The sequence below is a fragment of the Thalassolituus maritimus genome (genome assembly GCF_900156675.1).
GTDB lineage: Bacteria > Pseudomonadota > Gammaproteobacteria > Pseudomonadales > Oceanobacteraceae > Thalassolituus > Thalassolituus maritimus.
This window is the reverse complement of record NZ_FTOH01000002.1, coordinates 15749-29075: the sequence shown is the minus strand read 5'-3', so window position 1 is coordinate 29075 and position 13327 is coordinate 15749. Positions and strand designations below refer to the sequence as shown.

Sequence of the window (13327 nt, the reverse complement as noted above, 5' to 3'; positions counted from 1 at the left end):
ACACTTACTGACAGAAGTAACCCATGAACTACAGTACCTTGCTAATCGCGTTGTTGATCGCGCTGGGGGCAGCATATTTTCTCGGACGCAACCGCGCCCGGTCTCTTGCTGGCCAGGGAGAGAGTATGCACTCACTTCCAACCCACTACGGCGCTCTGACTGCGCTCTGGACTACTCTGCCGCCTCTGCTCATTCTGATCATGTGGGTAATGCTGGAACCTCGCATCGTTGATGCGCTGCTGACGATGCAACTTCCTGAAGCCATCCGTACGGCCAGTGAAGCAGAAGTACGTCTGGCGCTTTCCAAGGTTCATAATATCGCCAGCGACCCTACGATGATGGGCCAGAGTGATTTAGGCTCTGTTGCTGCGCATCTGGTCGACCTCGAACAGCGTGCCGCGATTCTTAAGGGTGGCGTCATTCTGTCAGTAATTCTTCTGGGTGTGGCTGTGACCTGGCGCCGTATCCAGCCAGATCTTCGCGCCCGTGGTGAAGTTGAACGTATCGTTCGCATAATGCTGTTCGCCAGCTCGGCGATCGCGGTACTGACCACGCTGGGTATTCTGGTCAGTGTTCTGTTTGAAGCCGTTCTTTTCTTCCAGAAGGTGTCGCCGATTGAGTTCCTGTTCGGAACGACCTGGTCACCTCAGGTGGCTCTGCGTGCAGACCAGTCTGGTTCATCGGGTAGCTTCGGTGCAGTGCCTCTGTTTGCCGGTACTCTGCTGATCTCCGCCATCGCTATGTTTATTGCGGTTCCGGTGGGCCTGATGGCGGCCATTTACCTTTCTGAATACGCAACTTCACGCGTACGTCAGCTAGCCAAGCCGGCGCTCGAAGTTCTGGCGGGTATCCCGACCGTTGTCTATGGCTTCTTTGCCGCCCTGACCGTCGCGCCGTTTATTCGTGGTATCGGTGAGTCAGTAGGTCTGGATGTCTCGTCCGAGAGTGCTCTGGCGGCTGGTCTGGTCATGGGCATTATGATCATTCCTTTCGTGTCATCGCTGTCAGATGACGTGATCAACGCCGTACCTCAGTCACTGCGTGACGGTAGCTATGGTCTCGGTGCGACCCGCAGCGAAACAGTACGTCAGGTCGTTATACCGGCTGCTCTGCCAGGGATTGTCGGTGCTGTGATGCTTGCCGTGTCGCGTGCTATTGGTGAGACCATGATTGTTGCTATGGCTGCGGGCCTTGCGGCAAACCTGACCGCGAACCCGCTCGACAGTGTGACTACCGTAACGGTGCAGATCGTGACTCTGCTGGTCGGTGACCAGGAGTTTGATTCGCCGAAAACACTTGCCGCCTTCGCGCTGGGCCTTGTCCTCTTTATCGTGACATTGGCTCTGAACTTTGTAGCTATCAAGATCGTACAGAAGTACCGGGAACAATATGACTGATTCAACCATGACAACGCGTCAGAAAGTCGAAGCCAGTATGCGTCGTCGCCGTGCGGCTGAGACTCGCTTCCGCCTTTACGGCATGGCCTCTGTATTATTTGGTCTGCTGTGTCTGGTGGTTCTGTTTGGCGATATTTTTTCAAAAGGCACATCGGCCTTCTCGCAGACAGTACTGACTACCACTATCGAGATTGATGGTGACTATCTGGATATCACACCGGATTCATCCGAAAGTGACATCATGAGTGCGAACTACGACGGCCTGATTAAGCGTCATTTCAAGAATGACGTTCAGCCAAAAGGTCGTTCAGAAGCACGCAGCCTGTTCAGTCTGATTTCTTCTGGTGCCGGCTGGCAGATTCAGAGTCAGGTTCTTGAAGATCCTTCAGTTATCGGCAAAACCGTGACTGTGGACCTGCTGGTCGATGACGATGTCGACCAATGGTTTAAGCACGAGTACGGTAATGACAGCGGCAGCGTTCGTCTGAGCGAAAAGCAACTAGAGTGGATTACCGGCTGGATCGAGAGTGATGCGCTTAAAACTCAGTTTAATACCACGTTCTTCGTGAACGGGGATTCCCGTGAGCCTGAGCTGGCGGGTATTCGTGGTGCAATTACCGGTACATTGCTGACTCTGCTCGTGACCTTTTTGCTGTCGTTCCCGATCGGTGTGGCAGCTGCGATTTATCTGGAAGAGTTTGCCCCTAAAAATCGCCTGACTGAGATTGTTGAAATTAATATCAACAACCTTGCTGCGGTACCTTCGATCACCTTCGGCCTGCTAGGCCTGGCCATCTTTATTAATATCTTTGGTGTGTCACGTTCAACGCCGTTGGTAGGTGGTCTGGTTCTCACGCTGATGACACTGCCGACGATTATTATTTCTGGTCGTGCAGCCATTAAAGCGGTACCTCCTTCTATTCGTGAAGCGGCGCTTGGTCTGGGGGCATCCAAGATGCAGACCGTGTTCCATCATGTACTGCCGCTGGCGATGCCGGGCATGCTCACAGGTACCATTATCGGTATGGCACAGGCGCTGGGTGAGACAGCTCCGCTGCTGATGATCGGTATGATCGCGTTTGTGGTGGATGTGCCAGGATTTATTAATGATCCTTCCACGGTACTGCCAGTACAGATTTTCCTTTGGTCAGACAGCCCTGAGCGCGCTTTCACCGAACGTACATCTGGCGCCATTATGGTTCTGCTGGGCTTCCTGATCATTATGAACACTGCCGCCGTTATGCTTCGTCGTCGCCTTGAGCGTCGCTGGTAACAGGCCTGAAACAGAAATTATCGGATAACGTTATGAGTATTATTGAAAATCACAAAACGGTCGGCTCTCCTCTCAGTGAAGGTGCAAAACTGCGCGCTCGCGACGTCTGTGTGTTTTATGGTGAGAAACAGGCGATTTATAACGTCAGCCTGGACATCCGCCAGAATGAAGTAATCGCCTTAATCGGCCCTTCCGGTTGCGGTAAATCGACTTTCCTGCGCTGCCTGAACCGCATGAACGACACCATCGATATCTGTAATGTCACGGGTGAAATTCTGCTTGATGGCGATAACATCTACGACCCTCGCGTTGACGTTGTACCACTGCGTGCGACGGTGGGCATGGTGTTCCAGAAGCCTAACCCGTTTCCTAAGTCGATCTACGACAATATTGCATACGGTCCTCGTATCCACGGCCTGGCATCTTCGCGCGTAGACCTGGACGAAATTGTTGAAAAGAGTCTGCAGCGTGCGGGTCTCTGGAACGAAGTAAAAGATCGTCTGCATGCACCGGGTACTGGCCTCTCTGGTGGTCAGCAGCAGCGTCTGTGTATTGCACGTACCATTGCGGTAGATCCTGAAGTAATCCTGATGGATGAGCCGTGTTCTGCTTTGGACCCGATTGCAACTGCTAAAATTGAAGAACTGATCGACGAGCTGCGTGAGAATTACACCATCGCAATCGTGACCCACTCGATGCAGCAGGCTGCTCGTGTGTCACAGCGCACTGCCTACTTCCACCTGGGCCAGTTGATCGAAGTGAATGCAACGGATAAGGTATTTACAACGCCTGAGCATCAGTTGACTGAAGCCTACATCACCGGCCGCTTTGGCTAAGGAGCAGTACGATGGAAATGAATTTTAACCAGCATATTTCTGGTCAGTTTAATGCCGATCTTGAAGCGATCCGTAACCACATGATGAGCATGGGTGGACTGGTCGAACGTCAGGTAAACCACGCGGTTCAGGCAATCTGCTCAGGCGATACTCAGTTAGCCGATGATGTTATCCGTCGTGAAGACGACGTAGATAAGGCAGAAGTTGCTATTGATAACGAATGTACACAAATCCTGGTGCGCCGCCAGCCAGCAGCATCGGATCTGCGTATGGTTCTGGCGGTATCGCGCGTTGTTCGTGATCTTGAGCGTATCGGAGATGAGGCGAGTAAGATCGCGATTCACACGCTGGAAGTGAAAGACTCCAAAAATCCTCAGTTTTGTCAGCAGGCGATTCGCTACATGGGTGAGGAGGTTGTGAAAATGATTTCTGGCGCTCTGGATGCTTTTGCCCGCCACGACGTTGAAGGTGCGATCGATGTAGTACGCACCGATAAGCTGGTGGATAAGCAGTACGCGTCTGCGCTGCGTGAGCTGATCACCTACATGATGGAAGACCCTCGCTCTATTGGTCAGGCCATCAATATCCTCTGGATTCTGCGTGCGATCGAGCGTATTGGTGACCATGCACGTAATATCTCTGAACAGGTTATCTATCTTGTGAGTGGTACTGACGTGCGTCACAGCTCTCTCACAGAAATGGAAGAAACCGCTCAGAAAGAAGATTGATCTGATCCCCTGCCTTTTGCGCCTCCACCTTTCCGGAGGCGCGAACTTTCCCTTTGCTTTTCTGAAACTGGCCTATACTGACAGCCGACATGACTTGTTTACTGCTGCATGGCTCCACTCCGAATGTGACATTTTGATTTCACATATATGACTATTTTGTCATATTACTGTAATAAAAGTGCCATAGAGTAGACATCATCCTGTAACACGATGCGTTGCAGTAACAATTAAGCAAGACAATCTTGCATATAACTAACTCTGGATGAGAAGCATGAAAAAGACAGCACTTTTCCTCGCGATGGCGTCAGCAACCGCATTCGTTAACGCCGAGACTATTGAAATCCCGGCGCCTACTTTTTACGGCAAAATGAACGTCTCTCAAGAGTTCATTCAGCAGGAAGATGCAGGTAGCTACAGTGAACTGAACTCAAACGCTTCTCGTCTGGGGGTAAAAGGTAACTTCGAACTGAACGAAGCGATTACTGCTTTCTATCAGGCGGAATTCCAGATTGGTGTCGATGGCGATCAGACTGATAAAGTTGATATCGAAGGTGAAGAGATTAAGTACTCTTCGGCTTTCACTAAACGCAACACCTTCTTGGGCGCGAAAGGCAGCTTCGGTAAAGTACAGGCCGGTATCTTCGACTCGGCACTGAAAGCATCTCAGAAGAAAGTTGATCAGTTCAACGATCTACAGGCTGACATCAAGAACTTCGTTACTAACAGCGATAACCGCGTTAAAAATGTAGTTCGTTACCAGTCTCCTAGTCTGGCTGGCGTTGTTCTTACGTTCGACCACATCAACAGCGAAGATGAGACAGTTGCTAACTCCCAGTCTATGTCTGCAGCCTTTACTCAAGACATGGTTTACGTTGCGGTTGCACACGACATCGGCGTTGAAGGTGCTGGCATCGACGTTACCCGCGTTGTAGGTCAACTCAACCTGGACGGTGGTATCCAGCTTGGCGCTCTGTGGGAAACCGAAGATGATAACGGTGAGAGCAATGACGGCATGATGGTTTCTGCTGCCGTGAAAGCCGCTTCAAAAGTTAAACTGAAAGCCCAGTACGCCTCTTCTGATATTCGTAAAGAAGGTGCTACTCAGATTTCACTGGGCGCTGATTACAAGCTGGCGAAAAACGCTAAAGTATTCGGTTACGTCAGTGATTCAGAAACTGATGCTGACAGCTCTGGCATGCAGGTATTTGCGGTAGGCGCAGAATACAAATTCTGATCCGTGCAGTAACATCACCAGAAAGAGCCCGGCTAAGCCGGGCTTTTTTGTGTCCTCTATGTAGTGGCTACTCAGTGAGCGGCCACTTTCAACATACCCGTAGGCGTACTTTTCTCTTATCATCGGACGCCAACCCGGTTATTCGTTGTTACCTACGCGAAAGGCCGCTGACCTGGTGATCCATGATGTTTAAGGAGCTGAGGTGTACAAGAGAAAACTTTTCCTGTTTGGTTTTATTTCTGCGGCTGTGCTTGTCGTAGCCCTTACCGGTGTTGCCGTCTCGGCTTACATTACCAAAGAAAATTTACGTCAGAGTGCCACGGCGCAGTCTCTCCTCTCCGAGCATCAGATGTTGTCGAGTATTTCGTATCGGCTGTTTAAACAGCTGACGGATGAATTGATCTTTGGTCGCAATGCGAACCAGGCTTTGGTTCGCAATAAGCAGGCATTGATTGAGCAATCGCTACGCGTGATCCGGGAGCTGGAGCTAAGGCAAAGGAACGAGCTTGGCCCGGACGTGACTCCGGGTAGTGTGGAAGATACCGACGAACTTCAGATGCTAATCAGTGAAATTATCACTGAGTTTAATGCGGTGATCGCGATGAACGACTCGACGCCGCTACGGCAGCAGGAGCGTGTTCAGCGCCTGCTTGAATTCACCATTGATAACAAATTCCGTGAGGCAATTAATGCAGCGGTATCGCGTCAGAGCAAAGTTGTTTCGGCAACCAATGCGCGTATCGAGGCACTGAATTCTGCGATCGTGTGGTTCAGTATCATCCTTTGCGTGCTGGTCGGACCATTTATCGTTTTTGGTTGTTTCTGGCTGTTCAATCAGCTTTATCAGCCGTTGACCTTAATTGGTAGCGGCACTCAGATCATTGCCTCAGGTAATTATAATTTTCGCCTGCCAGAAAACCTGGATCAGGAATTTCATTCGTTGGTTCAGTCTTTAAACCAGCTGGCCGGAAAGATGGCCGAGCACGAACAGCAGGAGGAGACGATGAGGCAGCAGCTTCAGATTGAAGTTGATCAGCGTACCTCTGAACTGACCGAGGCGAACCGACAGTTGACACTGATTGATGCTCGCCGAAAACAATTTATTGCGGATATTTCTCACGAATTACGCACGCCTCTGACGGTAATCCGGGGCGAAGCCCAGGTGACTCTTCGTCAGAATAATCCGGGGGTAGAGGACTATCGCACTGCACTGGAGACGGTACTTGATCAGGTGGTGAGCCTCAGTGTGTTGGTCGATGATCTGCTCTTGTTGGCCAGGGCAGAGATCAACCAGCTACGGCTACTGATGGATGATGTGTATCTTGTCGATATGCTTGAGAATCAAGTTGAGCAGTGGCAACGCAAAATGCCTTTAAGGGCGTTCCGGCTGGACGTCGACGGCTTAGCTGAGGCCACTGGTGAGGGGCTTAGCGAAGCTCCTCTTACCGTGCGGGCCGACGAGCAGCGTTTGCGTCAGGTTATGACGATACTGATTGATAATGCAACGCGCTATTCTGAACCTGACTCGGCGATTGATATTGTATTGAGTGCCACGGCGGAGCAGGTTTTTGTGCGTGTCGTCGACTACGGTACCGGGATATCGCCAACAGATCTGCAATATATATTCGAGCGCTTCGTTCGTTTTAAGCCTCGTACCGATGGCGCCGGGCTGGGACTGTCTATCGCACGCGCTCTGATCGACGCGCATCAGGGTGAGATCTACGCTGAATCAGAACAGGGGCAGGGATCTGTATTTACTATCGTCTTACCGAGGCAGGCTGACGAATGAAAATTCTGATTGCGGATGATGAAATCCCGTTGCTCAGCTTTCTTAAGCGTGGTCTTGAGTCTGAGGGCTATGAGGTTATTGCCGAAAGTGACGTCCATAATCTGATTGCGACGATCAGCCGGGAAAGCCCGGACGTTGCTGTGCTCGACCGGATGTTCGGTGACACTGACAGTCTGATGTTAATACAGAGCCTTAAACGCTTACCTTCACCGCCTATGGTGTTGCTGCTAACTGCAATGGATGACGTCAGTGACCGGGTTGATGGGCTGCGACAAGGGGCGGATGATTACCTGTGTAAGCCTTTCGATTTTGAAGAATTACTTGCCCGTGTTCAGGCGCTGAGTCGCCGCTCGGCAGCTTCCGGGCCGGTATCCGATGATCTGATGTCGTGTGGTCCGCTACAACTGTATCGCGACCAGCGAGTGGCGAAGTCGGCTTCAGGAGAGCTGAGTCTGACGCGTCTGGAGTATGACTTGTTGGAATATCTCGTTGAAAATGCAGGAAGGGTATTAAGCCGCGAACGTATTCTTCAGCGTGTCTGGCAATCGGAAAAAGACCCTCTCACAAACATAGTGGATGTGTACATCAGCCGTGTGCGCCAGAAACTTTCTTTCACCGATGTTGTGAATATCGAAACCTTGCGTGGTAATGGCTACCGGCTGACGATTGCCAGCCGGTAGTATCCGTCGCTGCTAGGGTGCTGCTTAGGATTCTGGTAGTCGCAGAGTGCGAGGCTACTTAATTTCAGATAGTAATTGCGGGTTCAGCACCAGATTGCGAACCCCATGTGCGTGGTCCTCCGCAAACTGATTTTCTTCGCACCAGCTTGCCACCGACTCGATATCAACCACAGCCACTTCTGGGCGTACGCTCCAGCTTACCTGCAGTGGAGAGCCTTTCTCATTGTATGAAGGTCCCGTCGTTGACCCTGCGTACTGTACTGGCATGCCAGTGTTGGTCGGGATGTTCGGCGCCTGATGGTAACCATTCAGTCTTTTGACCTCGGCCATATCCTCAAAGTCGATCGCCGAGCGATCGTTTGCCAGAACAATGACCTGAGCTTCAACCCGTAACTGAGGGTTCATAATGTTGTCGGAGAGGCACGCACCCAGTGTCGGGCCTGGTTCAATCTTCGCCGTGGTGTGAACAAAATGCACTTCAATGGTATCTCCGGGCACCAGCGTTCTGCTTTTGGCTGCGCAGACGTCACCTTTGTATGGCTTTAATTGCTTCTTGGTAAGCTGCCCATCATACAGATAGCCCGTACCTGACCCATGGCCATTGCCGTTACCGGCGTAGGTCGTAAATTCGCCGCCTTTATGCTCTGCGCCAACATGAAAATGTATGTTACAGAGGTTCATTTCAGTATGGGCCGGGGCCGCCTGAAACAGATTGCTATTTTTTCCAGCAACTTCATCAATATCACGCGGCGATTGAGGGCCGAAGCCCTGACCATCGGTATTTTCAGCCAGGCGTTTTCGTTGTTCAGCAATAACCCCGTCTGAAACTGTCTGTGAGGATGACTGTCCGGCCATCAGCAACGTTGGCATAACTAAAGTACTTATAAAAAAAGATCGCTTGAGCATAGACATCTTTATTCCTGTTCGGTGAAGCCGTCAGAATAAAGAGGAAGGCTGAAAAGAGCCTGAATTGATCATTAACAGAAGATTAACAGCGAGGTTTTGTCTTAGCTGCAGGCATTAGCGACAGGAGGGGCGCTACGCCCCTTCACGCTGTTTTGCGGCGGAAGGCAGGAACGACAAACGAGAAAGTACTGCCCTGACCTTGAGTGGATTCTATTTTGAGCTCAGCGTCGTGGTGTTCGAGTGCATGTTTCACGATAGAGAGGCCAAGGCCGGACCCACCTACCGTCGACTCCCGGGATTCATCTACACGATAGAAACGCTCTGTTACGCGTGACAGGTGTTCGGGTGGAATACCCGGGCCCCGGTCAGTAACGGCGACTTCGATGCCCCGATCATTTGAGGCAATGGCGATATCCACCTGCTTTCCGTCGCCATACTTAATCGCGTTGGTAACCAGGTTGGTCAGTGCGGAGTGCATCTCTTCCTTGAAGCCATCAATGATCAGGCTGCGATCCGTATTGATACTGACGACTGCATCACCGGAGTAGCCTTTCATTTCTCCGGCGACCTGATGGCATAGTGCTGTCAGATCAAAGGCCATGCCGTCCCGCTCCCTGCTTGCGCTTTCAAGTTTAGACAACTGAATCAGGTCGTTGACCAGGTTGGTCATACGATTGGCCTGGCTGTCCATCTGGTTCAGTGCTTTGGTTAATGGTGCCGGGGTATCCATATCTGACAGCATTTCCAGATACCCATTGATCACGGTTAATGGCGTACGAAGTTCATGAGAAACGTCGGCAATAAAGTCCTGACGCATGGTTTCTACGCGTTTGCGCTCAGTGACGTCTCTGACCAGCATGATTTTCTGATCAATACCAAACTCAGTGATCTGAACCTGCAGGCTGACATTGCGCAGGTCAAACTGCAGAGGCTCGCCGAAATCATTACTGCGAAAATAGCGTACGAACTGAGGTACACGGATCAGGTGGGTAAGGTGCTGGCCGCTGTCATCTTTGCGCAGATAAAGCATGCGCGTAGCAGCGCTGTTGAATGTAGTAATGTGGCCTGCACTGTCCAGCACAACCACGCCATCCTTCAATGCTTCGATGCCCTGATTGTAGCGTTGCAGCATTTTCGCCTGATTCAGCAGACGGTCTTTCAGCGTCTTTTCGCGGCGAATGATACGGTCAGCAGAGTAACCGATAAGGCCGCTGTCCTGAGGTGCCGGGCCTTGCCGATAGCTCCACTTAAAAATACTGCTGGCCTGACGGATGCTGATAACTTGAGATATTGCCAGGCCAATCAGCAAACCATAAAGAGAATATCCCACCGACCAGCCCGCAGCGACACCGGCTAAGACGATTATGCCCACCCGAAACAGTTCACGTTGCAGTGCATCCTGATACAAACCTGCGTTACCTCACCTTATTGTTCGGGAGAAAAACGATACCCACTTCCTCTGACGGTTTGAATCAGACGTTCGTGGTTATCAATTGAAATGGCTTTGCGTAAACGCCGTATGTGGACGTCAACGGTGCGCTCATCGATGTAGACGTTGCCGCCCCAAACCTTATCAAGCAGCTGTTCACGGGAGAAAACCCGGTTAGGGTGTCGCATAAAGAATTCCAGTAGCTTGTATTCTTTCGGGCCGAGCGATACCAGTTCGCCTTTGATACGGCACTGCTGTTCTTCCGGATGACACGTCATATCCAGTACAGTCAGGGCTTCAGAGGAGGTGGTCTGACTGCGGCGGAGCACCGCTTTAATGCGGGCATTAAGTTCTCTCGGCGAAAACGGCTTGGTAATATAGTCGTCCGCGCCGCATTCCAACCCTTTGATTTTGTCATCTTCCTCTGCGCGCGCAGTGAGAAGAATGACCGGGATGTCCTTTGTGCGTTCTTCGCGTTTCAGCCGGGCTGTCAGCTCCGGGCCGCTCATCATCGGCATCATCCAATCCAGTACTACAAGATCCGGTTGTTCATTGATGATCATCTGGAGGGCTATCTGGCCGTTGGCTGCTTTTCGGGTTTTATAGCCCGCAAGCTCGAGGCCGGTACAGATCATTTCGCAGATGGCTGGTTCATCATCGGCAACGAGGATAAATCCGGCGTTCATGTCGGCACCTAGTGTATTCATTTCAGGGGCATGTATTGTGACATTTTTATTACGATTTTGGACTGTTTTTCGTGCTGCTTAGCCTGTCCTTGGGTGGGTGGTGTTAACTTATTGAAAAATAGTAAATTCTTTTCGAAAAATGGTTGACGACTTGGGGGCTGATCAGTAATATTCCCGCCCACTTAGCCGGTATAGCTCAGTTGGTAGAGCAACTGACTTGTAATCAGTAGGTCCCGAGTTCGACTCTTGGTGCCGGCACCATACAAAAAAGCCCGTACGGATGTACGGGCTTTTTTCTTTTCCAGCATTCTGTTTTCCGGATTGTTCGGCTCTCAGAAAAAAACCTTCACTTCGACCTGATAGCCCTCGCTGTTATCTGTCTCACTCAGACTGTAGCGCCATTCACCGGCCTGGGGCTCGCCTTTGTAAAGGTCGTAAGCGGTAGCAAGCATTCTCATGGCTTGTTCTGAGTCGCTGTAGCTCTGTTGTTGTTCTTCCTGAAGATACCAGTATGTCGCGGCCTCATCCTGGGAAGAGAGCATGTGCTCCTCCGGGTCGTAGGCGTAAGTCACTGATATCGGCGACAGAAGAGCAAAACAAGTTGCGCAAGGGCGTAACCAGCGCTGCTGACGCAGAACCCGTTTGAGAACCCCTTCATCAATAGCCCCCAGAGCGATCAGTGCTTCACCGAGTTTGGCTCCTGCGTGTTCTTTCTGGTATTGAAGTGCATCATCCAACTGCTTACGGGTAATTGCGCGTCGGTTCAGAAGTAGCTGCCCGAGGCGCAGCTTAAGTGATGGTGATGGCATACTGTTCTTCCGGTGTGATCTTTGTACAGATACAGGATGACACAGCCACAGGTGAGCTCCACAACAGTGGGTATGTTGATGGTTGCCTTTTGTAATGCCACTGGTGGAAATTTGACGAGCTTTAAGTGACAAGGGTGTCACTATCTGGCCGGTGTTCCAGAGGAGAGCGTAATAGGTTAAATACCGCTGTTACTGAGCTGATTTGTTGGTTAACAAGCGCACAAGCAGAAATACGAAAAATATGCTGGCAAGCAATTTGTCTTTGGAGGTTCTTGAGCAGGTGGGAATTCAGAGTGAAGTAACCGGGAGCTAAATGGGCGGCCAGGACATCCTGTCCTCACCGCCACAGCACCCTATACCGTCCTGGTATGTCGTCCTTGAGCGAGATCCTCTCTACCGTCCTGGTTGGCCTCCTGGCCACAATATTCCTTCGCTTCCTGTGTCGTCCCTGTGCATCCTGCCCGGCAATCCTGCCGAATCCTGCGTCCTGCTTGCTGATCCCATCAGCGCCTTGCGTCCTGCGAAATTAAAGATAGCAAAACTGTGAGTTCGTGTTACGTGACTATTGCGACAGGTCGTGTCGTCAAATGCCAGTGTCTGTTGGGAATTCTTTTAAAAACAAAGGGTTAGGTTTTTCGTGCGAGGAATATGCGGGGATTAAGACAGTGTTATGCCTAAATTTCCCACCTGCTTGTGAGATATATCGCACAAGCAGGTGGGCGAATGACTTACAGTGTTACTCCAACTCGGAAACGCTGTGTAACACGGATTTTCAATATTACTGCCCCGTACGCTTTGTTGCACTTTTTGTTTTGTAAAAATCTGTCCCAGCCAGAGCTTTCACCCCTTCTTTTTGGCCGCCCTGTGGGCATTGTACAGATCAGAAAAACCTTGCGGGTCTGTTAACTCTCCGTCTGCCCTTAACTCAGGATAGCTGAGATTATTTTCCCGGCACAGGCGCGCAACCTTAGGTTGGCACCATTCGAACAAGAGGCGATCAAACCATTCATCTGGCAGGCGTTGTGCGTCATACATGCCAGCGGCCTGACGTTGGTAATGAGCTTCATTGAGAATGATGGCCGCAGCCACGGATACGTTGAACGATTGCACCATGCCGCGCATCGGGATAATCAGATGCTCGTCAGCCATATCAGAGGCAACATCGCTGACGCCTTCTTTTTCCGTGCCCATAAGTAAGGCGGTTGGCTGAGTAAAGTCATAATCGCGGTAGTCAATGGCGCGATCGGTGAGGTGAGCCGCTACGACTTTTACGCCTTTGTCCTGTAACTCACGAATCCCGGTTTCTATATCGGCGTGAGTCTGAACCTCAATCCAGTCGGATGAGCCGGCGGTTGCCGCTGTTTTCAGGCGGTAGCGGTCGCGAGGCCATACGCAGTGAATCTTAGGAATACCGACGGCATCGCAGGTGCGTGCTATGGCTGCCAGATTATGCGGTTTATACACTTCGTCCGTAATGACGGTAAGGTCCGGCTGGCGCATCTCAAGGGTTTTTCGGATGCGGTCGTAGCGTTCCGGGGTCATGTCCGGCACTCCTGGGTG

At 51.2% G+C, this 13327-nt stretch carries 12 protein-coding genes and 1 tRNA gene; 8 read left to right on the top strand and 5 right to left on the bottom strand.

What is annotated here, in order from left to right:
* Positions 1–23: 23 nt before the first annotated feature.
* The 7 genes from pstC to BW941_RS02975 all read left to right on the top strand — a co-directional run bounded on the left by pstC (position 24) and on the right by BW941_RS02975 (position 7937).
* Positions 24–1397, top strand: a complete 1374-nt coding sequence (pstC, locus tag BW941_RS03005) for a phosphate ABC transporter permease subunit PstC (RefSeq protein ID WP_076514214.1) — start codon at positions 24–26, stop codon at positions 1395–1397.
* On the top strand, positions 1390–2670 hold the full coding sequence (gene pstA / locus BW941_RS03000; RefSeq protein WP_076514213.1) for a phosphate ABC transporter permease PstA: 1281 nt from the start codon (positions 1390–1392) through the stop codon (positions 2668–2670). The genes pstC and pstA overlap by 8 nt, the downstream gene beginning before the upstream one ends.
* A gap of 32 nt (positions 2671–2702) precedes the next feature.
* On the top strand, positions 2703–3506 hold the full coding sequence (pstB, locus tag BW941_RS02995; RefSeq protein ID WP_139325726.1) for a phosphate ABC transporter ATP-binding protein PstB: 804 nt from the start codon (positions 2703–2705) through the stop codon (positions 3504–3506).
* A gap of 11 nt (positions 3507–3517) precedes the next feature.
* Positions 3518–4234, top strand: a complete 717-nt coding sequence (phoU, locus tag BW941_RS02990; RefSeq protein WP_076514211.1) for a phosphate signaling complex protein PhoU — start codon at positions 3518–3520, stop codon at positions 4232–4234.
* Between the two features lie 271 nt (positions 4235–4505).
* Positions 4506–5468, top strand: a complete 963-nt coding sequence (locus tag BW941_RS02985) for a porin (RefSeq protein WP_076514210.1) — start codon at positions 4506–4508, stop codon at positions 5466–5468.
* Between the two features lie 202 nt (positions 5469–5670).
* The gene (locus BW941_RS02980) at positions 5671–7257 is read left to right on the top strand and encodes a sensor histidine kinase (RefSeq protein WP_076514209.1); all 1587 of its coding nucleotides are present in this window, start codon (positions 5671–5673) and stop codon (positions 7255–7257) included.
* The gene (locus BW941_RS02975; protein ID WP_076514208.1) at positions 7254–7937 is read left to right on the top strand and encodes a response regulator transcription factor; all 684 of its coding nucleotides are present in this window, start codon (positions 7254–7256) and stop codon (positions 7935–7937) included. The genes BW941_RS02980 and BW941_RS02975 overlap by 4 nt, the downstream gene beginning before the upstream one ends.
* A gap of 54 nt (positions 7938–7991) precedes the next feature.
* On the opposite strand, the gene BW941_RS02970 is transcribed toward BW941_RS02975, so the two are convergent.
* From BW941_RS02970 to phoB, 3 genes are all read right to left on the bottom strand, one after another.
* Positions 7992–8807 carry a delta-class carbonic anhydrase gene (locus BW941_RS02970; RefSeq protein WP_245820031.1) on the bottom strand — a complete coding sequence of 272 codons (816 nt, stop codon included), beginning with the start codon at positions 8805–8807 and terminating at the stop codon, positions 7992–7994.
* Between the two features lie 178 nt (positions 8808–8985).
* Complete coding sequence (gene phoR / locus BW941_RS02965) at positions 8986–10251, bottom strand: phosphate regulon sensor histidine kinase PhoR (protein WP_084188569.1); 1266 nt, start codon at positions 10249–10251, stop codon at positions 8986–8988.
* Between the two features lie 17 nt (positions 10252–10268).
* Positions 10269–10958 (bottom strand): phosphate regulon transcriptional regulator PhoB, encoded by a 690-nt coding sequence (gene phoB, locus BW941_RS02960; RefSeq protein ID WP_076514207.1) that lies wholly within the window; start codon positions 10956–10958, stop codon positions 10269–10271.
* A 185-nt stretch (positions 10959–11143) separates the two neighbouring features.
* Here phoB and BW941_RS02955 point away from each other — a divergent pair.
* Positions 11144–11219 (top strand) — tRNA-Thr (locus tag BW941_RS02955).
* 71 nt (positions 11220–11290) lie between these two features.
* Here the strand turns inward: BW941_RS02955 and BW941_RS02950 are convergent.
* Positions 11291–11767 carry a cyclic di-GMP-binding domain-containing protein, MshE-related gene (locus tag BW941_RS02950; protein ID WP_076514206.1) on the bottom strand — a complete coding sequence of 159 codons (477 nt, stop codon included), beginning with the start codon at positions 11765–11767 and terminating at the stop codon, positions 11291–11293.
* An 840-nt stretch (positions 11768–12607) separates the two neighbouring features.
* Positions 12608–13309 carry a tRNA (guanosine(18)-2'-O)-methyltransferase TrmH gene (trmH, locus tag BW941_RS02945; RefSeq protein WP_076514205.1) on the bottom strand — a complete coding sequence of 234 codons (702 nt, stop codon included), beginning with the start codon at positions 13307–13309 and terminating at the stop codon, positions 12608–12610.
* Positions 13310–13327: the final 18 nt, after the last annotated feature.